The sequence below is a fragment of the Streptomyces iranensis genome, from assembly GCF_017874715.1.
In the GTDB taxonomy this organism is placed as follows: domain Bacteria; phylum Actinomycetota; class Actinomycetes; order Streptomycetales; family Streptomycetaceae; genus Streptomyces; species Streptomyces iranensis.
This window is the reverse complement of sequence record NZ_JAGGLR010000013.1, coordinates 139,114-162,613: the sequence shown is the minus strand read 5'-3', so window position 1 is coordinate 162,613 and position 23,500 is coordinate 139,114. Positions and strand designations below refer to the sequence as shown.

The following is a 23,500-nucleotide window of genomic DNA, read 5'->3' as shown; positions in this document are numbered from 1 at the left end:
TTACTCAGTTCCCGTTTCCGGGTCCGAACAGGGCACGATATGAACCATGTCCAACGCAACCCCCGGCACCGACCCGCTGGCCTCGAATCCACTGACCCGCGCCGTACTCGAAATCGACGAGTACGCCTCGGGGCTCGGCTGGGACCAGCCCGCCCGGCTCTTCGCCCTTGTCGACACCGCCCGGCTGCGCACCGAGGAGCCCGGCCTCGCCGCTCAGCTCGGCCTTGACGAGGGCGGCGAGAAGATCGCCTCCCTGACCCCCATCGAGCAGGACGAGCTGCCCTCCGGCGCCCCGCTGGACGAGTTCCTCGCCACCATCGCCTGGCCGGACGCGGTGACCGGCTGCGCCCTGACCGTGGAGCGGCAGATGCTGCCGCCGTCCGCCGAGAGCTCCGTGCCCGAGGGCCTGGACGACGCGGCGCTGGCCACGTGGGTCGCCGACCACCCGGACCGCCAGGAGGTCCGGATGACCGTGGCCGTGTTGCGGGACGGCGCGCGCGAGTCGGCGCTGCGGCTGCGGGAGAAGGACTCCCCGACCGAGGTGCTCACCGGGGCCGGTCTGGTGCCGGGCCTGGCGGAAGCGCTCGCCGCCACCTTCGCCACCGACTGACCGCCGCGATCCGACCCCCGTAACGGGGGTCCCCGCAACGGGGGCGCCGCTCAGCCCGTCGTGCACTTCGGCAGACCGGCGGTGTCCCCCTTACGGATCTTCCCGAGCGCCGTAAGGGCGTCGTCGATCGTGTGCACCTTGACCAGCCGCAGCCCGCTCGGCACGTCCTTGGCGGCGGCCGCGCAGTTCTCCTTGGGCGTGAGGAAGTAGCGGGCGCCCGCCTCGCGCGCGCCGATCGTCTTCATCTCGATGCCGCCGATCGGGCCGACCGTGCCCTTGTCGTCGATCGTCCCGGTGCCCGCGATGAACTTCCCGCCGGTGAGATCGCCGGGCGAGAGCCGGTCCACGATCCCCAGCGCGAACATCAGACCGGCGCTCGGCCCGCCCACGTCCGCCAGCTTGATGTCGATCCGGAACGGGAAGGTGTAGTCGATCCCGGCCTGGATGCCCACGATGGCACGGGACGGGCCCTTGTCCGCCTTCGTGGTGGTGATCGTGACGCGCTCCTCGCCGGTGGGCTGCTTGCCGCTCTTCTCCGCCGCCGCCACGTTCTTGGCCGGGACGACCGAGAAGACCACCTTCTGGCCCGGCTTGTGCTTGGTGACCAGCTTGGCCACGTCGTCGGGCTCGCGCACCGCCGTGCCGTCCACCGACTTGATCACATCGCCCGCGTGCAGCTTGCCCTGGGCCGGGGCGCCCTTCTGGACGGCGCCGACGATGACATGCGCGGTGACCGGCTTCTTCAGCGCCCGCAACGCCGCGACCTTGGCGGACTCCTGGGACTGGGTGAACTCCTCGGCGTTCTGCTGGTCCACCTGGTCCGGGGTCTTGTCGTCCGGGTAGAGGGTGCTGTGCGGCACGACCACGTCATCGTGCGCCAGCCAGCCGTAGACGGCCTCCACGAGGTTCATCCGGTACTCGGAGCCGGTGACCCGGACCGTGGTCATGTTCAGATGCCCGCCGGCGGTCTCACAGTTCTTGCGGCCGGAGATCTGCAGCACGCACTCTCCGTTGTGCTCACCCAGGGTGTTGTACGTCGGTCCGGGCGACATCTCCGCGTACGGCACCGGGATCAGCACTCCGGCGCACAGCAGCGCGATCAGCATCAGAAGGGAGGCGAGCATCGTCGCAGTGCGGCGTGGCATGGAACGACAGTACGGGACGCGCCTGTCAGTCCACCGTCGGGGCCGTCCGTACGAGGGGCGGCGCGGACGGGGCGGCGGCCTCAGGCCGCGGCGTCCGAATCGGAAGGCCGGCGCTCCATCGCTTCGCGGAAGCGGGCGTATCCGGCCAGCTCGGCTACATCCCCCCCGGACTTCCGTTTACCGGCTCGGGCGGCTATGCCGGCGTATATCGCCGCGCCTATCGCCGCGAACAACGGAATCAGCAACCAGAGAAGCGCAGCCACAGCAGCCTCCCGACCCCTTGAAAAATCGCGGTTCAGGACCGCGACTGACAGATGAGCAGATTAATCCTCTGCCAGGTCAACGCTTACGGCAGGGTGGGGGTTACGCAAGCGGAGTACACCCTTCCGTGCCCCCATGCGCATGCGCATTCCCCTTAAGCACCCACCCATTCCTCGGTGCCGTCGGCGAACGTCTGGTGCTTCCAGATCGGGACCTCGCTCTTGAGGTCGTCGATCAGCCGGCGGCAGGCCGCGAACGCCTCCGCGCGGTGCGGGCAGGAGACCGCCACCACCACGGCCAGATCGCCGATCACCAGATCGCCCACCCGGTGCACGGCGGCCAGCGCGCGCACCGGGAAGTCGGCCACGACCTTCTCGGCCACCCGGCGCAGCTCGGCCTCGGCGGTCGGGTGCGCGGAGTAGCCGAGGGCACCGACCTCCGCGCCTCCGTCGTGGTTGCGCACGGTGCCCACGAACAGCGCCGTACCGCCCGCCGCGGCATCGCCCACCGCCCCGAACACCTCGTCCACGGACAGGGGCGTGTCACGGACGGCGAGCAGCCGGATGGGGTGGGCGGCCGCGAGCTCGCCGGGGTGATCGTACGAATGTGCCATGTCGTCCATCGTGCCGTACCGTCCCGCCCTCAGGGAATCAATGGAGCCACCGGACTACCGGATCCCGGAAAACACCTTCCAGGGCCTCTCGCCTCAGGCCCGGCGGCGCGCCTTACGGGCGCGGCGCACGATCGCCGCGGTGCCCACCAGGGCCACGGTCGCGCCCGCGGCGCCGAGCGTCGTGGCGTCCTTACGGCCGAGACGCCGCCCCGCGACCGTATGGCGGCCGGCGACCTCCTCCAGCAGCTCCGCCAGGACCTCCTCGTTGGTCCAGCACGGCCGCCAGCCCGCCGCGTGCAGCCTGCTGCCGCTGACCGCCCAGGGGTGCATCGTGTACGCGAGATCGCCCGCCGGGGACGGCGTCAGACCGAGCCGGTGCAGCCGGGAGGCGGCGCCCAGGGCGACCGCCGAGGGCAGCTCCATGCGCCGGATCCCGGACAGCTCCTCGACCTCCTCCTGCTCCAGCCAGCCCTCGCACCCGACCGCCAGCTCGCCCTCGACCTTCTCCAGGGCGGCGTACTCCAGCGCACCGACCAGGTCGTCCATATGGCAGAACTGCCAGGTGGGACGGGATCCGGCGACGACCAGCAGCCTTGGTGACTCGAAGTAGCGAGTGAGCGCGGTGTCCGTGCCGCCGACCAGGAGCGCCGGGCGCACCACGGTCACGTTCAGCCCCGGATGCGCCCGCGGCGCGCGCTCCCCGAGCCGCTCGATCTCCAGGAGGTCACCGACCCCGGTGGCCTCGGCGGTCGCCCGCAGCTCAGCGTCCTCGGCGAGCGGCACGGCGTTGTCGGGGAGCGCTCCGTAGACCATCGCGGACGTGCACAGCACCACCCTGCGCACCCCGGCCGCGGCGGCGGCCGTCAAGACCGTCTGGGTGCCGCGCACGTTGTAGGCGGTGCGGGCGGCGGGGTCGGTGCCCAGATCCAGGTCGACGGCGAGGTGGACCACCACGTCGGCACCGCGCAGCTTCTCGGCGATGGCCGGATCTCGGACGTCCAGCACATGCCACTGCGCCTCGGTCACCTCACCGCGGCGCTCGTCGATGGCCAGGACCTGCTTGACCTCTTCGGACTCCGCGAGCCGCTGCGTGAGCAGGGCACCTGGGCCCGAGGCGGCACCGGTCACCGCCACGACGGGTCGTCGTGTGGTACGGGCCGTATCGTTTCGCGCAGCGCGAACTTCTCGGTCTGGGGAACTCACCGGGCGTCTCCAGCGGTTGTCTTCAGTACGCAGCGAATGCACGCATACGTACCAGGTGACGTCCATCCTGCCGCAGGGCGGCGATCAGCGAAGCACCGAGCCCGGAAACCGGCGAGGTGTCTAGGCTGGGTGGTGATGTCGGGCATCCGCCACCGGCCCGGGGCCGGTGGCCCAACGAGCCGAGGAAACCCGTGAGTGACACCCCATTCGGATTCGGCCTTCCGCCGGAGGAGCCGGAGGACGGCGACGACGGCAAGAAGAAGGGCGGCCAGGGCGGCGAGCAGGGCCCCGCGAATCCCTTCGGGTTCGGCGGCGGAGCCGGCGGAGCGGGCGGCGCGGAGAATCCGTTCGCCGCGATGTTCGGTTCGCTGAACCCGGGCGACCTGGGCGCTGCCTTCCAGCAGCTCGGGCAGATGCTCTCCTACGAGGGCGGCCCGGTGAACTGGGACATGGCCAAGGACATCGCCCGCCAGACCGTCGCGCGCGGCACCGCCGACGGCAGCAAGGACGAGAGCGTCGGCCCCGCCGACCGCGCCGCGGTCCAGGAGGCCGTGCGGCTCGCGGACCTGTGGCTGGACGGCGTCACCTCGCTGCCCTCGGGCTCCGGGACCGCGGTGGCCTGGAGCCGCGCCGAATGGGTCGAGGCGACCCTCCCGGTGTGGAAGGACCTGGTGGACCCGGTCGCCGAGCGCGTCGGCGCCGCCATGGGCGATGTGCTGCCCGAGGAGATGCAGGCCATGGCCGGCCCGCTGCTCGGGATGATGCGCTCGATGGGCGGCGCCATGTTCGGCACCCAGATCGGGCAGGCGCTGGGCGTGCTGGCCGGTGAGGTGGTCGGCTCGACCGACATCGGGCTGCCGCTGGGCCCGGCGGGCAAGGCGGCCCTGCTGCCGGTCAACATCGCGGCGCTGGGTTCCGGCCTCGGCGTGCCGAAGGAAGAGGTCCGGCTGTATCTGGCGCTGCGCGAGGCGGCCCATCAGCGGCTGTTCGCCCATGTGCCGTGGCTGCGCTCGCACCTCTTCGGCGCGGTCGAGGGGTACGCCCGCGGCATCAAGGTCGACACCGCCAAGCTGGAGGACGCGGTCGGGCAGCTCGACCCGACCCACCCCGAGCAGCTGCAGGAAGCGCTCCAGCAGGGCATGTTCCAGCCCGAGGACACCCCCGAGCAGAAGGCCGCGCTGGCGCGTCTGGAGACCGCTCTGGCGCTGGTGGAGGGCTGGGTGGACGCGGTGGTGCACGCCGCCGCCAAGCCGCATCTGCCGTCCGCCGACGCCCTGCGCGAGACGCTGCGGCGGCGCCGGGCGAGCGGCGGCCCCGCCGAGCAGACCTTCGCCACGCTGATCGGCCTGGAGCTGCGGCCGCGCCGGCTGCGGGACGCCTCCCGGCTGTGGGCCTCCCTCACCGACGCCCGCGGCCTGGAGGGGCGCGACGGTCTTTGGGCGCACCCGGACATGCTGCCGACGGCACAGGACCTCGACGACCCGGACGGCTTCGTCCACGGCGAGCAGCTGGACTTCTCCGAGCTGGACAAGATGCTCGGCGAGGCGGCGAGCGGTGGTGAAGACCGTAAGGGCGGTTCCGAGGGTCCCGACCTCCGTAAGGGCGGCTCCGAGGGGCCCGACCTCCGTAAGGGCGGCGAGGGCGGCGAAGACGACCGCGAGGGCGGCGACCGGGGCGACGACGAGAAGTGAGCCTGCACCAGGACGCGGCGCGGGTCCTCACCGAGTGGCCTGCGCCCGATGCCGCCCAGGACCGGCTGCGGCGACTGTACGGCGACCATCTGGCCGCGTATCCGGACGGCATGTGGAAGGCGTGCCGGGACGGGCACATCACGGCGAGCGCGCTGGTGATCGACCCGGACCGGGACCAGGTGCTGCTCACCCTGCACCGGAAGCTGCGGATGTGGCTCCAGATGGGCGGCCACTGCGAGCCGGACGACGCCACGCTCACGGGCGCGGCGCTGCGCGAGGCCACCGAGGAGTCCGGGATCGCGGGGCTGACGCTGCTGCCGGGCGGCCCGGTGCGGCTCGACCGGCACCAGACCCCTTGCGCCTGGCACCTGGACGTCCAGTACGCGGCGGTGGCGCCCCGGGGCGCGGTGGCGGCGATCAGCGACGAGTCGCTGGATCTGCGCTGGTTCGGCTACGACGAGGTGGCGGACGTGGCCGACGAGTCGGTGCGGCACCTGGTGACGCGCACCCGCGCGCTGCTCTGAGGCGCGCGTCGGGCTGCCCTGAGGAGCCTGTCGGAACACGGAGCTTGTCGGAATGCGGAGCCTGTCGGAATGCGGAGCGGCCGCGGACCCGAGGGGTCCGCGGCCGCCGTGCTCCATCAGCGGTGACCTCGGTCAGTTGCTGAAGATGTTGCCCTGGTTCTGACCGCGGGCGCCCTGCTGGCCCATGCCGAACTGCGCGGCCATGCCGCCCCCGGCCACCGCGTTCTGCGGCGGGAGCAGCTCGCTGGGCTGCACCAGGGCGTAGCCCTGACCGAGGAAGCTGAGCTCCCAGCCCTCGCCGGTGTTGCCGCGCCGCCGCCAGACCCCCGAGGAGTGCGTCTGTGCCTGCATCTGGACCCGCAGCGAGCTGGACCAGGCGACGATGGCGTCCGCGTCGGCGTTTACGTACTTGTCCGGGGTGACCTGGAGGAGCAGCGGCTGCCCCGAGGTCATCAGCGCCACCTTGCCCTGGCCGGAGATGTTGAGGTTGTACTTGCCGGACCCGGAGATCCCGAACTGGCTGTCCACCGCGATCGACTCCCAGTGCAGCGTGGAGTCGATCGCGAGCACATAGGAGCTGTCGACGGTCAGCCCGTCGTGGTCCACGTCCATCACATGGATGTGCTGGGCGAGGTTGGCGAGGTAGACCGTGCCCTGCCCGGAGCAGCGCATCAGGTCCAGGCCCTCACCGGTGCGGCTCCGGGCCCTGCGCTGACCGGGCGTCTGGTACTCGCCGTCGAACTCGAGGAGCCCCTGATAGGCGACCATGCTGCCCTTACGGGCGAGCACATCCTCATGGCCGCTCAGGGCGACCCGCAGCAGATGCGGGTTCTGGAGCGTGTAGCGGTCCTGCGTCTGGGCCTCGGTGAAGGCGAAAAGTGGGCTCTGCATCTGGTGTCCCTCCCCCTCAGCCCCGGGCCCGGAGCCGGTCGGTGCTGTCCTCACTGGGCTGTACGACGACGAAGCCCTGCCCGGAGAACCCGAGCTGATACGCCTCGCCGCTGCCCCTGCCGATCAGGGACGACGCCTTGAAGCTGCGCTTGCCCTTCACCTTGAGCCCGGAGGACCAGGCCACGAGGGCGTCCGGGTCCACATAGGTCTCGTCCTCGCCGCGGCCGCAGTCGACCACGATGGGGGTGCCGCGGGAGGTCAGGGCGACCCAGCCGGTGCCGGAGACGCTCACGTTGAACAGGCCCTGTCCGGCGAACTTGGCGATGCCCTTGACGCGTTCGACGCCCCACTGGAGGTGGGCGTCGAAGGCGAGGAGGTTGGTGCCGTTGACCGAGAGCGCGTCGCCGTTGAGGTTGATGCAGACGACGTTGGCCCCGTAGTCGGCGAGGTAGAGCAGCCCGTCGCCGCTGCACCGCATCAGCGGGGCGCCCTCGCCGGTCAGCCACTGGGAGGCCATCTGCCGTACCGCGGGCGGGTTGGGCTCGTACTGGACGAAGCCCTCGTACGCCACCATCGAGCCGGTGCGGGCGAAGAGATCCTGGCCGCTCTGCATGGCGACCTTGAGCATGCTGGGGCCGTGGTTCTCCATGCGGGCGGCGACCGGGGCGGGTGCGAAGCCCGAGATCATTTGCTGGTCCATATCGGGCTCCCTCAGACCTCGTAGGGCTGGACGACGATGAAGTTGCCGGGCGCGCCGCGGAACTGGAGGTTCACGGTCTCCCCGCTGTGGCCCGGGTAGGCGCTGCGGCGCAGCCGTACCTGGCTGGAGATGATCACCTGGGCTCCGGCGGACCACGCCACGATGGCGTTGCTGTCGGCGAAGGTGGTCGGGGTGACGGGGAGGACGACCGGCGTGCCCTCGGTCTTCACCACGACGGTCCCGGTGCCCTGGAACTGCATGGTGAACAGCGCGCCTCCGGGGATGCCATGGCCCTCGATCCGGCGCACCTCGTGGTGCAGCGACTCGTCGAAGGCGAGCACGTTCTCGGCGGAGACACAGATGGCGTCGCCCTGGAGCTCGATCGGGTGGAGCTCGGCGGCGTTCTCGGCGAGGAAGACCTGGCCCTGGCCGGTGCAGCGCATCAGCTGCATCTCCTGGCCGGTCGCGTTGCCGACGATCCGGCCGCGGAAGCCGGCGCCCTTGTAGCTGAAGTCGACCTTGCCCTGGTAGAGCACCATCGTGCCCTGGCGGGCGAGCACGGGCTGGCCGCCGACGCCGAGGTCGACCCGCATCAGCCGGGGGTTCTGCGGCGTCCAGCGCTGGCCGGTGGGCGCCTCGCGGTACTTGGAGAGCGCGGCCTGGAGGCCGGGCGCGCCACCGCCCTGAGGGACGCCGCCCGTGGGCTGCGGCTGACCGTACGGAGCGGGCTGGCCCGGCTGACCGGGGTAGGGCTGGGCGGGCGGCTGGCCGTACGGCGCGGGAGCGGGCGGGGCCTGCCCCGGCTGCTGGCCGAACGGGGGCTGACCCGGGTACTGGCCCGGTGGTGGAGGCGGCGGCACCTGGCCCGGGGGCGGCACCTGGCCGGGCGGCGGCACCTGGCCAGGCGGCGCGATGGGCGCGGCGATGGTGGGGGCGCCGTGCATCTGCGGGGTGCCGGGGGCGGGCGGCTGAACGCCCTGCGGGGGCGTGCCCTGGGGTGGCGTGCCCTGGGGTGGCGTGCCCTGTGGCGGTGTTCCCTGGGGAGCGCCGAAGGCGGGGGCGGGCTGCGGTGCGGGCGGGGCGGGGGCCGGAGGGGCCGACGGGGCAGGGGCCCCGGCCGGGGGTGCGAAGCCCGGTGCGGGGGCGGCCTGGCCGGGCGGCGCGAAGCCGGGCGTGGCGCCCTGGGCGGGCGCGGGGGCGGGCTCCTCCTCGGCCACCTCACCGCCGAAGTTCTTGAGCAGCGCGTCCAGTCCCCCGTCGAAGCCCTGCCCGACGGCGGCGAACCGCCAGACGTCCTTGAGGTAGAAGTCGCCCAGCATCACCGCGCGCTCGGTGCTGAACTCCGAGCCGGTGAAGGAGTACCGGGCCACCTCCTCGCCGCCCGCGACGATCCGCAGGTAGCCGGGGCCGACCTGCGACATCTGCCCGGCGCCGTCGATGGTCGCGGTGAAGGAGAGCTTCTGGATGGCGGGCGGCATGCTGTCGAGCGTGACGCGGAACGAATCCGTGTCCCCGGCCTGCGGCCCGAGCTGCTGTATCGCTTCTTCAGGGGACTTCGGCTGGTTGAAGAAGATGAAGTAGCGGTCGTCCGACAGCCGCTCGTTCGCGTCGAGACCGAAGCAGCTGATGTCGAAGGTCAGACCGGGTCCGGCGATCTGCACCCCGACGTACAGATCCCTCCCGGCCGTCAGATCACTGATCCTGGCCTTGTGGCCGCGCTGGAATTCCCTGGCCATACGTTAGGACCGTCCCCCATCGCCGTACCGGTGTGTGCGTTGCGCGCCAGGCTAGCCGCTGCCGCCGACTATGAGCGACGCCTGGAACCAGGATGTGGTTCCCGCACGGCCCGGGGCTTCCGGGGGCTGATCCCTCACCGCCCGGACGCGGTCGCCTTACGACTGGTCGTCCGGGGGCCCGGAGAGGTGCGGCAACCGCGCGGCGGCGACCACCCCTTCGAGATAGCCCCGCGCCCGCTCGGTCCGCGGATACGCCTCCAGGAGCTGCCAGAAGCGGCGGCCGTGCCCCGGCACCAGCAGATGGGCCAGCTCGTGGAGGAGCACATAGTCCACGACGTACTCGGGCATGCCCTGGAGCCGGTGCGAGAGCCGGATGCTGCCCTCGGCCGGGGTGCACGACCCCCAGCGGGTGTTCTGGTTGGTGACCCAGCGGACGGAGTCGGGCCGGGCCCGCCCGCCCAGGTACTGGCCGGAGAGCCACTCGGCGCGGGCGGCCAACTCCGCGTCGCCCAGCATCCGCTTGCTCTCCTGGGCCGCCAGCTTCTCCAGCATGACGCTCACCCAGCGCCGCTCCTCCGCCTCGGACATCCGGGCGGGGATGAGGACGACGGTGCGGTCGCCCTCGCGATAGGCCGAGACCGTCCTGCGCCGCCGGGTGCTCCGGCGGACCTCGACCGCGCTCGCGTCGGAGCCTCGGCTCTGCGGGCTCGGGACGGTGCTCGGTGCGCTCGCGGCGCTGCGGGAGACGTTCTGTCCCGCGGTACGAGGGGGCGGGTCGGCGGACACGCCCCGACGTTACCCGCTGGCAGCCGGGGAAGTCCCGCCCCGCCGATGGTTGCGGACCGAACCACTCCACGGTGTGCACGGCTTGTACGACCGGCGTTCGTACGACTTATTCCACTGCCTGTGGACAACGCGCTGCGGGGGCCGGGCGCCGCCCCGCATGCTGAAGGCGGTTCAGCGGACAGCACATCAGACGGGGGATGGCGATGCATCCGATGCTCAAGCCCGCGCTGCGGCGCGGCTGGCGGAGCCGGGACACGGTTCAGTTCGGGGTGTCCCGGGCGCATGCGGTGGTGATGGGGCCGGTGGACACGGCCACGGGCAGCTTTCTTGAGCTGCTGGACGGCACCCGCGGTCTGCCGCTGCTGCGGCAGGAGGCGCGGGCCATCGGGCTGCCGGAGGGGCGGGCCGACGCACTGGTGGACCGGCTGGCGGCGGCCGGTCTGCTGGACGAGCCGAGGGACGGCGGCGAGCCCGCCGCGGCCCTGGACCGGCTGCGGCCCGACGCGGGGGCGCTGTCGGTGCTGCATCCCGAGCCCGGAGCGGCGGCGCGGCTGCTCGCCGCGCGGCGGGCGATGCGGGTTCAGGTGCGGGGCGCGGGCCGGGTCGGGGCGGCGGTCGCGGCCGCACTGTCGGGCTCGGGGGTCGGCCGGGTCGATGTAGTGGACGGGGGCCGTGTCGAGCCCTGGGATGTGGCTCCCGGCGGGCTGTCGGCCGAGCACATCGGGGAGCGCCGGGATCTGGCGGCACGCCGCATGGTGCGCCAGGCCGCGCCCGCCCCACTCCCCCGCCGGTCGGCGCGGCTGCGGACCTCCGCGGCAGAGCGGGCCCCCGCGCGCGAGAAGGTCCCTTCAGGAGAGCGGACCGCCTCGGCAGAGCGGGCCCTCTCGGGAGAGCGGACCGCCTCGGCCGAGCCCGGACTGGCGCTGGTGGTGATCGCCCCGCGTGACGGCCTCGCGGCGTACGCACCGGATCCGGAGCAGACCCGGCCGCTGCTCGCCTCCGGCACCCCCCATCTCTTCGCGGGAGTCATCGAGGCGACGGGGGCGGTGGGCCCTCTGGTGGTGCCGGGGATCACGCCCTGCGCGGGGTGCGCCGCGGCGGGCCGTGCCGAGCGGGAGCCCGTCTGGCCAAGGATGCTCGCGCAGTGGCGGTCCGGGCGCCGGCGCACCGCCCCGGCCTGTGACACGGCGCTGGCGATGGTGGTGGCGGGGCTCACCGCGGTGCAGGCGCTGGCCTTCCTCGACGGCCGCCCCTCCGGGGGCGCGGGGGTCCGGTGGGAGCTGGCGCTTCCCTCGCTCGTCTGGGAGGCGCGCCCGATCGAAGCACATCCCGGATGCGGCTGTGGAGCGGCCGGGGAGGAGGATGCCGTATATGCCTCGGCCGCAGAGGCACCGCACGCGACAATGTCCGGGTGACCCACGTCCGCGGAGTGGGCACGGGGGCCCGGGGGCCACCTTCCGGGATGGCACGGCTGTAGTTGGAGGGGCGCATGACCGATCTGCCGCGCAAGGCGATCACCCGTACCGCCAAACTGGCGGCGCTGCCCTTGGGATTCGCGGGGCGCGCCACATGGGGGCTCGGGAAGCGGATAGGGGGACGGCCGGCGGAGATCGTCGCACGTGAGGTGCAGCAGCGCACCGCGGAGCAGATGTTCAAGGTCCTCGGCGAGCTCAAGGGCGGGGCCATGAAGCTCGGACAGGCCATGTCGGTCTTCGAGTCGGCCCTTCCCGAGGAGATAGCCAGGCCCTACCGGGCGGCCCTGACCAAGCTCCAGGAAGCGGCCCCTCCCATGCCCAGCCGCACGGTCCACGCGGCGCTGGAGGAGCGGCTGGGCCCGGACTGGCCGGAGCTGTTCCAGGAGTTCGAGGACAAGCCCGCGGCGGCCGCCTCGATCGGGCAGGTGCACCGGGCGGTCTGGCACGACGGGCGCACGGTGGCGGTCAAGGTGCAGTATCCCGGGGCGGGCGAGGCGCTGCTGTCCGACCTCAACCAACTGAGCCGGTTCGCCCGGGTGCTGGGGCCACTGGTGCCGGGGCTGGACGTCAAGCCGCTGATCGCGGAGTTGCGCGAGCGGGTCGCCGAGGAACTGGACTACGAACTGGAGGCGGCGTCCCAGCGGATCCATGCGGAGGAGTACGCACAGGACACGGAGATCGTGGTGCCCGAGGTGGTGCACCAGAGCGATCAGATACTGATCACCGAATGGCTGGAGGGGGTGCCGCTCTCCGAGGTGATAGCCGACGGCACACAGGAGGAGCGGGACCGCGCCGGGCAGCTGCTGGCCCGTTTTCTCTTCTCGGGAGCGTCCCGCACCGGGCTGCTGCACGCCGATCCCCATCCGGGGAACTTCCGGCTGCTGCCCGGGGACGCCCCGGACGGCCCGCCGGAACAGTGGAAGCTGGGCGTTCTGGACTTCGGTTCGGTGAACCGGCTCCCGGGAGGGCTTCCGGAGCCCATCGGCATCGCGCTGCGCATGGCGCTCGAGAACGACGCCGCGGGGGTCTATGACCTGATGCGCGGGGAGGGGTTCGTCAAGCCGACGATCGAGCTCGACCCGGATGATCTGCTGGACTTCCTGCTGCCGATGCTCGAACCGGCCCAGGCCGACGCGTTCGTCTTCGACCGGCAGTGGCTGCGCAGCCAGGCGGCGCGGATGGCCGACCGTCACTCCCCCGTCTATGAGCTGGGCAATCAGCTGAATCTGCCGCCCGCCTATCTGCTGATTCACCGGGTGACGCTGAGCACCATCGGAGTGCTGTGCCAGCTGGGTGCCACGGTGCGGATGCGGGACGAGCTCGAGGCATGGGTACCCGGCTTCGCCACGGACCCGGAGTCCGAGGACCGCGCCGAAGAGGACGCCGAAGAAGGCCCCGCGGCAGACGCCGGGAAAGAGGCCTCGGACGGCGCCGAGGAGGAGCCCGAGGCCGCGGAGACCTCTGCCTGAGCTCGGAGACCTCCGTCTGAGCGCGGGCGCCTCGGGATAGCCGAAGGGCCGGCCCGATCGGACCGGCCCTTCGTGGTCACGCGATGGGTCGGCGTAGGACCCGTCGGTGTGTGTTGTGTGTCAGCTCCGCCTCCGGCCGGTGCCGCACATGGTGGTCACTGCATGACCGCCATGGCCAGAGCGCGGCGGGCGCGGCGCGAGGCACGTTCCGCACGCCGCTGCATCCGGCGGGCGGCCGCGAGCCGAACGGCCTGCCGTTCGGACTCGGCTTCCCGCAGCCGGTCGTGCATATGCGCACGTGCCAGGGCTTCTTGCATGAGTTGCCTCTCTCGGTTCCTGTTCTGGCGCGCCTCGGGCGCACCTGAGGTATCTGGTGCGGGGGTTTCGGAGACCGGTGGGGTCATCGTCGTGACCTGCTTCATGGGGTCGTGCGTCGCTGGGCGATCGATGGTGCCGATGGTGCTCATGCCGCGACCGGGTTCTTACGCGGGCGACCACGCGGCCGCTTGCGGGCCACCACCACGCCCTGGACGAAGAGCTCGCCGCCCCAGACGCCCCAGGGCTCCCGGCGGTCCTTGGCGCCGGCGAGGCATGCCTCCCGCAGCGGGCAGGTCTGACAGAGCGACTTCGCGTACTCGACGTCGGCCGGGGACTCGGCGAAGAAGACCTCCGGGTCGTACGAGCGGCACGGAACGGATACACCCAGGTTCTCGATGGCCTCATCGAGTTCGGTGAGGGCGGTGAGCGGGGTCAAGGAGTCCTCCGAGGAGTCAGGCGGGCGGTTCAGGTCGGTCGATGCGGACGGGGCGTGTGCGTTGAGTTGCACGGTGTGTGTTCCTCGTCTCTTCGGTCCGGCTGGTGGCCGGGCTCTGGCAAATCAAAAGGGCCGCGGATCCCGGTGTGGGTTCCGCGGCCCTGGAAGGTGCCGACCTGATCCTGGATCAGGCTGGATAACTCCAGGGTTCGAGCCTGCGGAAGGCCCACGTCTTGTGGTGCTGCTGCGTCGTCCGGGATTCGGCACCATTGGCCGCAAAGGCATAGGCCATTGCCTGTGCCGCTGCTGCTACCTCAGGTGCCTGGATCGGTCGCTCGCTGAGGCGCGCCTCATTGACGCCGGGCATACCGGTGCCAGGGAGCGCAGAGCCGAGCAGGCATGTGGCGACGACCGACCGATCGGCCTTTTTGATGCTGTTGATGAAGCTGATCACTGGTCTTCGCCTCCTCTCGGCGTCTCAGGGACCGGTCCGAAACCAATCCGGGTGTTCAGTACAACACGGAATCGTCGGCTCCTGGAAGGGCCGTTGTCTTCCGTGCTCGGAAGGCTATGGGTAGGGCCTCCACGCGCGCAAACTATTTTTCCGTCGAGTTTTGCCAACGGTCACCCGAATGGCTTCCCCCGGCATCACCGTCGCCCTCGCCGTCGAGTGCGGAGGGCAGTTCCCTGCCCGCGCACAGCGCGAGAACATCGGCCCCGAACCGGTCCAGCTTGCGCCTTCCGACACCGGAGATGTGGGCGAGCTCCGGCTCGGTTCCCGGAACGGCCTCGGCGATCGCGAGCAGTGTCTTGTCGGTGAACACGCAGTACGTCGGCTGCCCCAGCAGCCCCGCCTGCTCCGCCCGCCAGTCGCGCAGCCGCTCATAGAGCGCCTCGTCCAGCTCGGACGGGCAGCCCTCGCAGCGCATCAGCTTCATCTCGCCCGCGTCGGTCAGCGCCCGGCCGCACACCCGGCAGTGGACCGGGCCACGCCGCTTGCGCACCCCGCCGCCTCCGCCCGAGGCCGCCGCCCCGCGCTCGATCCCGCCGCCCCCGCCCGGGGCACGGGCGCCGACGGCCTGGGAGCCGGGCCGCAGCCCGTTGAGAAAGCGGGTGGGGCGGCGGGAGGCCCGGCCGCCCGGAGCCCTCGAAAGCGCCCAGGACAGCGTCAGATGGCGACGGGCGCGGGTGACCCCCACATACAGCAGCCGACGCTCCTCCTCGATCTGCTGCTCCGTCTTGGCGTAGGTGATCGGCACCATTCCCTCGGTGAGACCGACCAGGAAGACGGCGTCCCATTCGAGGCCCTTGGCCGCGTGGAGCGAGGCGAGGGTCACACCCTCGACGGTCGGGGCGTGCTGCGCCGCCGCCCGCTCATCGAGCTCCGCCACCAGATCGGAGAGGGTGGCCCCGGGACGGCTCGCCGCGAAGTCCTCGGCGAGCCGCACCAGGGCGGCCAGGGACTCCCAGCGGTCGCGCACCGCACCCGATCCCGACGGAGGCTCGGGCGTCCAGCCACGGGTGCCCAGCACGGCCCGCACCTGGGACGGGATGTCCGCGTCCGCCAGCTCCGGGTCGGCGCTTCCGCCACGGGCCGCGCCGCGCAGCAGCAGCCCCGCCTCCCGCACCTCGGGCCGCTCGAAGAACCGCTCGGCACCGCGCAGCTGATAGGGCACCTGGGCATCGGCCAGCGCCTGCTCATAGAGCTCCGATTGGGCGTTGACCCGGTACAGGACCGCGATCTGGCTCGCCGGGATCCCCGCGCCTCCCCGCTCGACCGGGGTGATCAGCTCCCGGATCCGGCGGGCGGTGCCCTCGGCCTCGGCCGGCTCGTCCGCATAGGCGGCGTAGACCGGGTCGGGGCCCGCCTCCCGCTGGGAGACCAGCTCCAGCCGGTGCTCGGCGGCCCGGCCGCGGGCCTGGGACAGCAGCCCGTTGGCCAGGTGGACCACCTGGGGGGTCGAGCGGTAGTCCCGGATCAGCTTGACCACGGTGGCCCGGGGGTGGCGGGTGCGGAAGTTCAGCAGATGGTCGGGGGTGGCGCCGGTGAAGGAGTAGATGGTCTGGCTGGCGTCGCCGACCACGCAGAGGCTGTCCCGCTCGCCCAGCCACAGATCCAGCAGCCGCTGCTGCAGCGGGCTGACGTCCTGGTACTCGTCGACCACGAAGTGCTGGTACTGACGGCGCACCTGATCGGCGATGTCCGGCCGCTCCTGGAGCACACCGACCGTGAGAAGCAGCACATCCTCGAAGTCGATGACGCCGCGGTCGCGCTTCAACTGCTCATAGGTGGCGTAGATCCGGCCGATCTCGGCGGCGTCCCGGGGGGCCTCACGGCCGGACTTGGCGGCCACGGCCGGATAGTCCTCGGGCACGGTCTGGGTGACCTTCGACCATTCGATCTCGCCGGTCACGTCCCGCAGCTCATTGCGGTCCAGCCGGACCCGGCACCGGGCGGCGGCCTCGGCGACGAGCTGCACCTTGCGCTCGACCAGCCGCGGCACCTCACCGCCGACCGCCTTGGGCCAGAAGTACTGCAGCTGACGCAGGGCCGCCGAGTGGAAGGTGCGCGCCTGCACCCCGCCCGCGCCGAGCTGCCGCAGCCGGCCGCGCATCTCCCCCGCCGCGCGGTTGGTGAAGGTGACGGCCAGCACACTGGCCGGCTGGAGCATCCCCGCGCGCACCCCATAGGCGATCCGGTGGGTGATGGCACGGGTCTTGCCGGTGCCGGCCCCGGCCAGCACGCACACCGCGCCGTGCAGGGACGTCGCCACCTCGCGCTGCTCGGGGTCGAGCCCATCGAGCACCGCGTCGGCGTCACGCGGCGTGGCCGCATAGGCACCCGGCGTCGAGCCGTGCGGGAACAGAGTGGAGGACGTTGCTGCAGTCACCCCGCCATGCTGCCAGGTCCCCTGAGACGCCCGATGCCGGTTGTCCACAGCCATGGCCTTCCGGTCATATGAATCCGGGAATCACCGGCGGAAGGTGAGCGTTCACCTTCTGCCCACCCACCACGACCCCGAGGAGAGCGAAGACCGATGTCCGGCACTGTGACGATGTACAGCACCACCTGGTGCGGCTACTGCCGACGCCTGAAGGGGCAGATGGACCGCGAGGGCATCACCTACACCGAGATCAACATCGAGCAGGACCCGGAGTCCGCGGCCTTCGTAGAGAAGGCGAACGGTGGCAACCAGACCGTGCCGACCGTCCTCTTCCCCGATGGGTCGACCCTGACCAACCCGTCCCTGGCGCAGGTCAAGGCCAAGGTCGGGCTCTGAGCGGGCGGTCTCCGAGCCGCCCCCGCGGGCTCTGACCCGGCCCTCGCGGCCACTGAGTCGGTCCCGCGGTCTCTGCGTCAGTCCGGTGCTGCGTCAGTCCCGCGGTCTCTGACTCAGCCCCGCGGCAGCGGCTCGCCGTACCAGAGCTCGATCAGCCGGGCCGCGATCGAGATTCCGGAGGGAGGCAGGACCTCCCCGGACTCGATCGCGGCCCGCAGGTCGTCCCGGGAGAACCAGCGCGCCTCGTGGATCTCCTCGCCGTCCACCTGGATCCGGGAGGACGTGGCACGGGCCATGAAGCCGAGCATCAGGCTGGACGGGAACGGCCACGGCTGGCTGGCCACGTAATCGACCTCACCGACCGTGACACCGGCCTCCTCCGCCACCTCGCGGACCACGGCCTGCTCGATCGACTCGCCCGGCTCCACGAAGCCCGCCAGCGTCGAGAAGCGCCCCTCCGGCCAGTGCACCTGGCGTCCCAGCAGCGCCCGGTCCTGATCGTCCTTCACCAGCATGATCACGGCGGGGTCGGTGCGGGGGTAGTGCTCGGCCCCGCACGCCGGGCAGCGGCGGATATGGCCCGCCGCCGCGATCACCGTGCGCTGACCGCAGCGTGAACAGAAGCGGTGCAGCCGCTGCCAGTTCTCCAGCGCGACCGCGTGCACCAGCAGCCCCGCGTCGCGCTCGGAGAGCAGCACGCCCGCCTCGCGCAGCCCGGCCGGGCGCGCCGACTGGTCCATCCGCCCCGGCAGGGAGTCCTTCTGGAGCGCGAAGTAGCGCACGCCCTCCTGGTCGGTGCCCAGGAAGTAGCGGTGGTTCTCGGTGGGCGGGGCCTCGAAGGACGGGGTCATGACGAGTTCGGTACGGCCGTCCGGGGTGTCGTCGACCAGGGCCTGGCCGCCGGAGACCACGAAGACGCGCGTCGTCGGGTGGCTCCACGCAGCGGCCAGCCACGCCTCGTCCAAGCGGTGGTGCGCGGAGCGGTCGATGCCGCCCGGGGCGCTGAGCGTGATCGGCCGGTCGGTGGCGTGGTCGGTCGAGGTGGTCACAGCTGCTTCCAACTCCCCCAGTGAAATGGGTGGTTCACGTACATGAGCAAGCTATTCCCGTCCATTCTCGGCCAGATCGGCCCAAAGGTGGGCGGCCGTCTCGGCGCCCTTCATGAGCAGGCCGAGCTCGACCTTCTCGTTGGGCGCGTGCCAGCCGTCGGACGGCACCGAGATGCCCAGGAAGAGCACCGGAGCGCCGAGGATGTCCTGGAGATCGGCGGCGGGGCCCGACCCGCCCTCGCGGGTGAAGCGGACCTTCTGGCCGAAGGCGCGCCCCATGGCGCGGACGACCGACTGGAGCGCGGGGTGGTCCAGCGGGGTCAGACAGGGGCGGGTGGCGCCCCAGTAGGTGATCTCATGGCGGATCCCGGCCGGGAGCAGGGCGGCGACCCAGTCCCGCACGGCCGACTGGATCTTCTCCACGTCCTGGCCCGCCACCAGCCGGAAGGACAGCTTCAGCTGGGCGGCCGAGGGCACGATGGTCTTTCCGCCCGGCCCCTGGTAGCCCCCGCCGATGCCGTTGACCTCGGCGGTCGGACGGGCCCAGATCCGCTCCAGGGTGGAGTACCCGGCCTCGCCGAGCGTGGCCCGTGAATGCGCGGTCCGCAGCCAGCCCGCCTCGTCGAACGGCAGCTCGGCGAAGAGCTCGCGGTCACGCTCGGTCAGCTCCACGACGCCGTCGTAGAAGCCGGGGATCGCCACCTTACGGTCGTCGCCGTGCAGCGCGGCGACCAGTCGGGCGGCCTCGGTGGCCGGGTTGGGGACCGCGCCGCCGAAGGAGCCGGAGTGGATGTCCTGGCCTGGGCCGTGGAGATCGACCTGGCACTCCACGAGGCCGCGCATACCGGTGCAGACGGTCGGGGTGTCCTCGGACCACATCCCGGTATCGGAGACGATCACGGTGTCGCAGGCCAGCCGGTCGGCGTGCGCGCGGACCAGCTCGGGGAAGTGCGGGGAACCGGACTCCTCCTCGCCCTCGATCAGCAGCTTGAGGTTCACCGCGGGCGCGACACGGCCGGTCGCGGCCAGGTGTGCCCGTATCCCCAGGGTGTGGAAGAGAACCTGCCCCTTGTCGTCGGCGGCGCCGCGGGCGTAGAGCCTGCCGTCCTCGATGACGGGCTCGAAGGGGTCGGTGCGCCAGCCGTCCGCGCGGTCGGCGGGCTGGACGTCGTGGTGACCGTAGACGAGCACCGTAAGGGCGTCGGGATCGCCGGACGGCCATTCGGCGAACACGGCCGGGGCGCCCGGTGTGTCCCATATCTCAGTCACCGGGAAGCCCGTGGCGGCCAGGTGGCCCCTGAGCCACTGGGCGCCGCGCCGGACGTCGTCGGCGCGGGCGGGGTCGGCGGATACGGACGGGATGCGCAGCCATTCGGAGAGCTCGGCGAGGAAGGCGGCGCGATGGCCGTCCACAAAGGCGCGGACGGCGTTGTCCGTGTCCGGGGTGTTGCTCATGCATGTGAGCCTATCCGGCCCGCGGCCGGACAAGGGCGGGGGCCTCCGGGCCGCTCAGGTGCGCTCACTCTCGGTTACGGTTCCGGCATCGATACGGTCACTTCCGGTCGCGTCCGCGGCGCCGTCCGCGCCGACGTCTGCGTCTCCGACCCCGCCGCCGACGTCCACGTTCCCGCCGACTTCCGCGTCCCCGCCGACGTTCACGTTCCCGCCGACGTCCGCGTCCGCGTCCCCGCCGACTTCCGCGTCCCCGTCCCCGCCACCGATGTCCACGTTCCCGCCCACTTCCGCGTCCCCCGGCTCCCCGAGCAGGACGCGCTCGAGCCCGGCCCGGCCGGGCAGCCCGGCGGGGCGGACCACCTCACCGCTGCGTACGTACACGAAGGCCGCCGTGACCGCCGACAGGGGCAGTCCGTGCTGTTCGGCCCAGGCGACGCGGTAGATGGCCAGCTGCAGCGGGTCGGCGTCCTGGGAGCGGCCGGTCTTCCAGTCGACGATCTCGTAGCGCGGGCCGTCGTCGGGGCCCGTACCGGACTCGCGGTACACCGCGTCGATCCGGCCGCGGATGGTGCGGCCCGCCAGGGTCAGCTGGACCGGCACCTCCACGCGGTAAGGGGTGCGACGCGCATACGGCGTGCGGGCGAACGCCTCCTTGAGCGCGGCCAGATCCCGCTCGTCGGCGATCTCCGCCTCGTCGTCCTCACCGCCCGGCAGCTCGTCCGGGCCGAGGAAGGGCAGCGGCAGCGCCTCGAAGCGCGACTCGACCCAGGCGTGGAAGCGGGTGCCGCGCCGCGCGGCGGGGCGCGGCGGCCGGGGCATGGGGCGGGCGAGCTCCCGTGCGAAGCCGTCCGGGTCGGCGGCGAGGCGCAGCAGCTGGGACGCGGTGAGCGTGCCCGGCAGGGGCACCTCGTGCACGGTCTCGCGGGCCCGGCGCAGCTCTCCGGCGAGCGCGTCCAGATCGCGGTCCCAGGAGCCGGCCAGCCGGGCCTCCTCGGGCGCCAGTTCGCCCTCGGCCGGTTCTGACGTGATTTCGGGCACATCGGGCTCCGGTGCACCAGGTTCCGGCGCGGTGTGAGGGCCGGGGTGCGGCGCGCCGTCGTAGGGCTCGTCCTCGTAAGAACCGTAAGGATCCTCCGGAGGCTCGGGCCACTCCGGGTCCTCCGGGGGCTCAAGCTCCTCCGGGGGCTCAAGCTCCTCCGGGGGCTCCGGAAAGAGGTCCCCGTCCGCCGAGGGGGGCCCCTCGCTGTGCGCGGTCGGCTGCTCCCCCGCCGTCTCGATGCGCGCCAGGTGGGCGAGCACCACATCAGCGGCGCGGCGGCGGTGGCGCAGCGCGGCCGGGTCCAGCGGAAGCGGCCAGGCCCGGTCGGCCGCCGACTCCCGCAGGGCCGGGTTCTCCGCGCCCTCCTCCGGCGGTTCGGCCCATGCCTCGATCTCGCCGTACCCGGCCTCGCAGTGCTCGCGCAGCGCGTCCAGGAAGCCCGACGGGCCGCGCGGACGCTTCTGGGTGGGGCCCCACCAGTGCCCGGAGCCGAGCAGCAGCGAGCGCGGCCGGGTGAAGGTCACATAGCCCAGCCGCAGCTCCTCGGTCCGCTGATGCCCCTTCATGGCGTCCTTGAAGGCGGCGATCCCCTTGCTGTCCCAGGCGGTGACGTCCGGGAGGGTCCGGGCGTCCCCGCGCAGCTCGTGCGGCAGGACCTTCGCGTTCGCCGTCCAGGACTCGCGGGACTGTTCGCTCGGGAACTGCTTGGCGACCAGCCCCGGCACCGCCACCACATCCCACTCCAGCCCCTTGGCCTTGTGGGCGGTGAGCACCTTGACCGTGTTCTCGCCGCCGGGCAGGGCGTTGTCCAACCCCTTCTCGTACTGCGCGGCGGTGCGCAGGAAGCCGAGGAAGCCCTGCAGGGTGGCCTCGCCGTCCACGGCCGCACCGCCCTCCCGGCCCGCGAAGGCGGCCGCGACGTCCAGGAAGTTGCCGAGCGTCTCGCGGCGGCGCGCGGCCAGGGCGTGCGGTGAGGCGGACAGCTCGACCTCGAGGCCCGTGGTGGCCAGGACCCGGTGGAGGATGTCCATCAGCGGATCGGCCAGCGAGCGGCGCAGCTCGCGGAGTTCGGCGGCGAGACGGGCGAACCGGACTCGTGCGTCGGCCGAGAAGGGCAGCCCGTCGTCCGGGCCACCGCCCGCCTCCAGGAAGGTGTCGAGGGCGTCGGCGAGGGAGATCACCTCGGCGGGGTCGGTGCCCTCGACGGCCTCGGCGAGCCGTCGGTCCGGATCGTCCTCCGCCCCGTCCGGCCCGCCGTAAGAGACCACCGCGCGGGCGCGGCGGCCGAGCAGCGCGAGGTCGCGGGGGCCGATCCGCCAGCGCGGCCCGGTGAGCAGACGGACCAGCGCGGCGTTGGCCCCCGGGTCCTGGAGGACCTCGCAGACGGCCACCAGATCGGCGACCTCCGGCAGATGCAGCAGCCCCGACAGACCCACCACCTCCACCGGAATGTCCCGCTCCACCAACGCGCCCTGGATCTGCGCGAAGTCACCCGCCGTACGGCACAGCACCGCGATCTCACCGGGCGGGGTGCCGGTGCGCACCAGGTGCGCGATGGAGTCGGCGAGCCAGGCCAGCTCCTCGGCGTGGGTGGGCAGCAGCGCACAGCGCACCGCTCCGTGCCGCTCGGCGCCGGGCGCGGGGCGCAGCGCCTCGACGCCCTCGTGCATCGCGCGCAGCGGGGCGGCCAGCCCGTTGGCGAGGTCCAGCAGGCGGCCGCCGCTGCGCCGGTTCTCGCTGAGCGCGAAACGCTCCGCCGGGCGGCCGTCGGCATGCGGGAAGTGCTCGGGGAAGTCGTCCAGGTTGGCCACGGAGGCGCCGCGCCAGCCGTAGATGGCCTGACAGGGGTCGCCGACGGCGGTGACGGGGTGTCCGGTGCCGCCGCCGAAGAGACCGGACAGCAGCAGCCGCTGGGCGACGGAGGTGTCCTGGTACTCGTCGAGCAGCACGACCGCGAACTGCTCGCGCAGGATCCGGCCGACCTCCGGGTGGTCCCGGGCCAGGGTGGCCGAATGGGCGATCTGGTCGCCGAAGTCGAGCAGATCGCGGCGGCGCTTCTCCTCGCGGTACCCCTCGACCAGACCCAGCAGCTCCTGGCGGGCGCGGGCGGCCTCGGGCACCTTGCGCAGCGCCTCGTTGGTGAGCCGCGTGCCCTCCAGCGTCCGCAGCAGCTCGGTGTCGTACGCGCGCAGCCGCCCGGTGGGGACGAGGTGCTCGGCGAGCTCGGCGTCGAGCGCGAGCAGATCGGTGACCAGGTCGGCGAAGGGGCGGGTGAGCGCCGGATACGGGCCGGGGGCGGAGCGCAGGACGCGTGCGGCGAGCTGGAAGCGGGTGGCGTCGGCGAGCAGCCGGGCGCTCGGTTCGAGGCCGACGCGCAACCCGTGGTCCTTCAGCAGCTGTCCGGCGAAGGCGTGGTACGTGGAGATGACGGGGTCGCCCGGGGCCTCCTCGGTGGCGCCCGGATCCGGGTCCGGGTCCACGATGCCCGCCGTGACGAGGGCCTTACGGACGCGCTCCGCCAGCTCTCCGGCGGCCTTGTTGGTGAATGTGAGGCCGAGCACCCGGTCGGGCGCGACCTGGCCGGTGCCGACCAGCCAGACGACGCGGGCGGCCATCACCGTGGTCTTGCCGGAGCCCGCCCCGGCGACGATCACCTGCGGGGCGGGCGGTGCGGTGATGCACGCCACCTGCTCCGGGGTGAACGGGATCCCGAGGAGTTCCTTGAGCTCCTCGGGATCGGTGATGCGGGCTGACACTCCAGTGAGGCTATCGGTGCCCACCGACACGCCCCGCCGCGCCGGTCGACGGCCGCCCCGTG

At 72.4% G+C, this 23,500-nt stretch carries 21 protein-coding genes; 6 read left to right on the top strand and 15 right to left on the bottom strand.

Annotation, left to right across the window (positions count from 1 at the left end; translation table 11 throughout):
- Window positions 1-46 precede the first annotated feature (46 nt).
- Window positions 47-610, top strand: a complete 564-nt coding sequence (locus tag J2Z30_RS24415) for a PPA1309 family protein (protein ID WP_044570179.1) — start codon at window positions 47-49, stop codon at window positions 608-610.
- A 50-nt stretch (window positions 611-660) separates the two neighbouring features.
- Here J2Z30_RS24415 and J2Z30_RS24410 read toward each other — a convergent pair whose 3' ends face one another.
- The 4 genes from J2Z30_RS24410 to J2Z30_RS24400 form a co-directional block, all read right to left on the bottom strand.
- Window positions 661-1,755 (bottom strand): YlbL family protein, encoded by a 1,095-nt coding sequence (locus tag J2Z30_RS24410; RefSeq protein ID WP_078956649.1) that lies wholly within the window; start codon window positions 1,753-1,755, stop codon window positions 661-663.
- 80 nt (window positions 1,756-1,835) lie between these two features.
- The gene (locus J2Z30_RS49840; protein WP_020868566.1) at window positions 1,836-2,018 is read right to left on the bottom strand and encodes a hypothetical protein; all 183 of its coding nucleotides are present in this window, start codon (window positions 2,016-2,018) and stop codon (window positions 1,836-1,838) included.
- 152 nt (window positions 2,019-2,170) lie between these two features.
- Entirely contained in the window at window positions 2,171-2,638 is a 468-nt protein-coding gene (locus J2Z30_RS24405; protein ID WP_037952335.1) for a molybdenum cofactor biosynthesis protein MoaE, read from the bottom strand.
- 84 nt (window positions 2,639-2,722) lie between these two features.
- Complete coding sequence (locus J2Z30_RS24400) at window positions 2,723-3,832, bottom strand: NAD-dependent epimerase/dehydratase family protein (RefSeq protein ID WP_044570187.1); 1,110 nt, start codon at window positions 3,830-3,832, stop codon at window positions 2,723-2,725.
- Window positions 3,833-4,023: 191 nt separating this feature from the next.
- Here J2Z30_RS24400 and J2Z30_RS24395 point away from each other — a divergent pair, with 191 nt between their 5' ends.
- Together J2Z30_RS24395 and J2Z30_RS24390 are read left to right on the top strand one after the other, a co-directional pair.
- Window positions 4,024-5,523, top strand: a complete 1,500-nt coding sequence (locus J2Z30_RS24395) for a zinc-dependent metalloprotease (RefSeq protein WP_044570190.1) — start codon at window positions 4,024-4,026, stop codon at window positions 5,521-5,523.
- The gene (locus J2Z30_RS24390; protein WP_044570194.1) at window positions 5,520-6,047 is read left to right on the top strand and encodes an NUDIX hydrolase; all 528 of its coding nucleotides are present in this window, start codon (window positions 5,520-5,522) and stop codon (window positions 6,045-6,047) included. The genes J2Z30_RS24395 and J2Z30_RS24390 overlap by 4 nt, the downstream gene beginning before the upstream one ends.
- Before the next feature lie 132 nt (window positions 6,048-6,179).
- On the opposite strand, the gene J2Z30_RS24385 is transcribed toward J2Z30_RS24390, so the two are convergent.
- The 4 genes from J2Z30_RS24385 to J2Z30_RS24370 form a co-directional block, all read right to left on the bottom strand.
- Window positions 6,180-6,938 carry an AIM24 family protein gene (locus J2Z30_RS24385; protein WP_044570197.1) on the bottom strand — a complete coding sequence of 253 codons (759 nt, stop codon included), beginning with the start codon at window positions 6,936-6,938 and terminating at the stop codon, window positions 6,180-6,182.
- A 16-nt stretch (window positions 6,939-6,954) separates the two neighbouring features.
- On the bottom strand, window positions 6,955-7,638 hold the full coding sequence (locus J2Z30_RS24380) for an AIM24 family protein (protein ID WP_044570200.1): 684 nt from the start codon (window positions 7,636-7,638) through the stop codon (window positions 6,955-6,957).
- Window positions 7,639-7,649: 11 nt separating this feature from the next.
- Window positions 7,650-9,374: a TerD family protein gene (locus tag J2Z30_RS24375; protein ID WP_209468815.1), complete on the bottom strand. Its 1,725-nt coding sequence runs from the start codon at window positions 9,372-9,374 to the stop codon at window positions 7,650-7,652.
- A 156-nt stretch (window positions 9,375-9,530) separates the two neighbouring features.
- Window positions 9,531-10,160 carry a M48 metallopeptidase family protein gene (locus J2Z30_RS24370; RefSeq protein ID WP_044570204.1) on the bottom strand — a complete coding sequence of 210 codons (630 nt, stop codon included), beginning with the start codon at window positions 10,158-10,160 and terminating at the stop codon, window positions 9,531-9,533.
- Window positions 10,161-10,363: 203 nt separating this feature from the next.
- On the opposite strand from J2Z30_RS24370, the gene J2Z30_RS24365 reads away from it, so the two are divergent.
- Window positions 10,364-11,575 carry a ThiF family adenylyltransferase gene (locus J2Z30_RS24365; RefSeq protein WP_044581417.1) on the top strand — a complete coding sequence of 404 codons (1,212 nt, stop codon included), beginning with the start codon at window positions 10,364-10,366 and terminating at the stop codon, window positions 11,573-11,575.
- 74 nt (window positions 11,576-11,649) lie between these two features.
- Complete coding sequence (locus J2Z30_RS24360; protein ID WP_044570207.1) at window positions 11,650-13,104, top strand: ABC1 kinase family protein; 1,455 nt, start codon at window positions 11,650-11,652, stop codon at window positions 13,102-13,104.
- A gap of 155 nt (window positions 13,105-13,259) precedes the next feature.
- Here J2Z30_RS24360 and J2Z30_RS24355 read toward each other — a convergent pair whose 3' ends face one another.
- The 4 genes from J2Z30_RS24355 to J2Z30_RS24340 form a co-directional block, all read right to left on the bottom strand.
- Window positions 13,260-13,571 carry a putative WhiB-interacting protein gene (locus J2Z30_RS24355; RefSeq protein WP_044570209.1) on the bottom strand — a complete coding sequence of 104 codons (312 nt, stop codon included), beginning with the start codon at window positions 13,569-13,571 and terminating at the stop codon, window positions 13,260-13,262.
- Entirely contained in the window at window positions 13,568-13,930 is a 363-nt protein-coding gene (locus J2Z30_RS24350; protein WP_044570211.1) for a WhiB family transcriptional regulator, read from the bottom strand. The genes J2Z30_RS24355 and J2Z30_RS24350 overlap by 4 nt, the downstream gene beginning before the upstream one ends.
- 115 nt (window positions 13,931-14,045) lie before the next feature.
- Window positions 14,046-14,312, bottom strand: coding sequence for a hypothetical protein (locus J2Z30_RS24345; RefSeq protein ID WP_078956650.1), 267 nt, complete (start codon window positions 14,310-14,312; stop codon window positions 14,046-14,048).
- A gap of 142 nt (window positions 14,313-14,454) precedes the next feature.
- On the bottom strand, window positions 14,455-16,749 hold the full coding sequence (locus J2Z30_RS24340; protein WP_078957309.1) for an ATP-dependent DNA helicase UvrD2: 2,295 nt from the start codon (window positions 16,747-16,749) through the stop codon (window positions 14,455-14,457).
- A gap of 147 nt (window positions 16,750-16,896) precedes the next feature.
- Between J2Z30_RS24340 and J2Z30_RS24335 the strand changes: the two genes are divergently transcribed.
- Window positions 16,897-17,139, top strand: a complete 243-nt coding sequence (locus tag J2Z30_RS24335) for a mycoredoxin (protein WP_044570215.1) — start codon at window positions 16,897-16,899, stop codon at window positions 17,137-17,139.
- Between the two features lie 113 nt (window positions 17,140-17,252).
- Here J2Z30_RS24335 and nudC read toward each other — a convergent pair whose 3' ends face one another.
- The 3 genes from nudC to J2Z30_RS24320 are packed head-to-tail and all read right to left on the bottom strand — an operon-like array spanning window position 17,253 to window position 23,438.
- Window positions 17,253-18,188 (bottom strand): NAD(+) diphosphatase, encoded by a 936-nt coding sequence (nudC, locus tag J2Z30_RS24330; RefSeq protein ID WP_044570217.1) that lies wholly within the window; start codon window positions 18,186-18,188, stop codon window positions 17,253-17,255.
- Window positions 18,189-18,239: 51 nt separating this feature from the next.
- Window positions 18,240-19,643, bottom strand: a complete 1,404-nt coding sequence (locus J2Z30_RS24325) for a dipeptidase (protein WP_044570219.1) — start codon at window positions 19,641-19,643, stop codon at window positions 18,240-18,242.
- A gap of 54 nt (window positions 19,644-19,697) precedes the next feature.
- A complete protein-coding gene (locus tag J2Z30_RS24320; RefSeq protein ID WP_308280036.1) occupies window positions 19,698-23,438 on the bottom strand; it encodes an ATP-dependent helicase in 3,741 nt (1,246 codons plus the stop codon).
- Window positions 23,439-23,500 lie beyond the last annotated feature (62 nt).

Bases quoted from the DNA above. Each gene is read 5' to 3' on its own strand.
- J2Z30_RS24415 (WP_044570179.1), top strand. From the start codon at position 47: ATGTCCAACGCAACCCCCGGCACCGACCCGCTGGCCTCGAATCCACTG.
- J2Z30_RS24410 (WP_078956649.1), bottom strand. From the start codon at position 1,755: ATGCCACGCCGCACTGCGACGATGCTCGCCTCCCTTCTGATGCTGATC.
- J2Z30_RS24405 (WP_037952335.1), bottom strand. From the start codon at position 2,638: ATGGACGACATGGCACATTCGTACGATCACCCCGGCGAGCTCGCGGCC.
- J2Z30_RS24385 (WP_044570197.1), bottom strand. From the start codon at position 6,938: ATGCAGAGCCCACTTTTCGCCTTCACCGAGGCCCAGACGCAGGACCGC.
- J2Z30_RS24380 (WP_044570200.1), bottom strand. From the start codon at position 7,638: ATGGACCAGCAAATGATCTCGGGCTTCGCACCCGCCCCGGTCGCCGCC.
- J2Z30_RS24375 (WP_209468815.1), bottom strand. From the start codon at position 9,374: ATGGCCAGGGAATTCCAGCGCGGCCACAAGGCCAGGATCAGTGATCTG.
- J2Z30_RS24365 (WP_044581417.1), top strand. From the start codon at position 10,364: ATGCATCCGATGCTCAAGCCCGCGCTGCGGCGCGGCTGGCGGAGCCGG.
- J2Z30_RS24360 (WP_044570207.1), top strand. From the start codon at position 11,650: ATGACCGATCTGCCGCGCAAGGCGATCACCCGTACCGCCAAACTGGCG.
- J2Z30_RS24355 (WP_044570209.1), bottom strand. From the start codon at position 13,571: ATGAGCACCATCGGCACCATCGATCGCCCAGCGACGCACGACCCCATG.
- J2Z30_RS24335 (WP_044570215.1), top strand. From the start codon at position 16,897: ATGTCCGGCACTGTGACGATGTACAGCACCACCTGGTGCGGCTACTGC.
- J2Z30_RS24325 (WP_044570219.1), bottom strand. From the start codon at position 19,643: ATGAGCAACACCCCGGACACGGACAACGCCGTCCGCGCCTTTGTGGAC.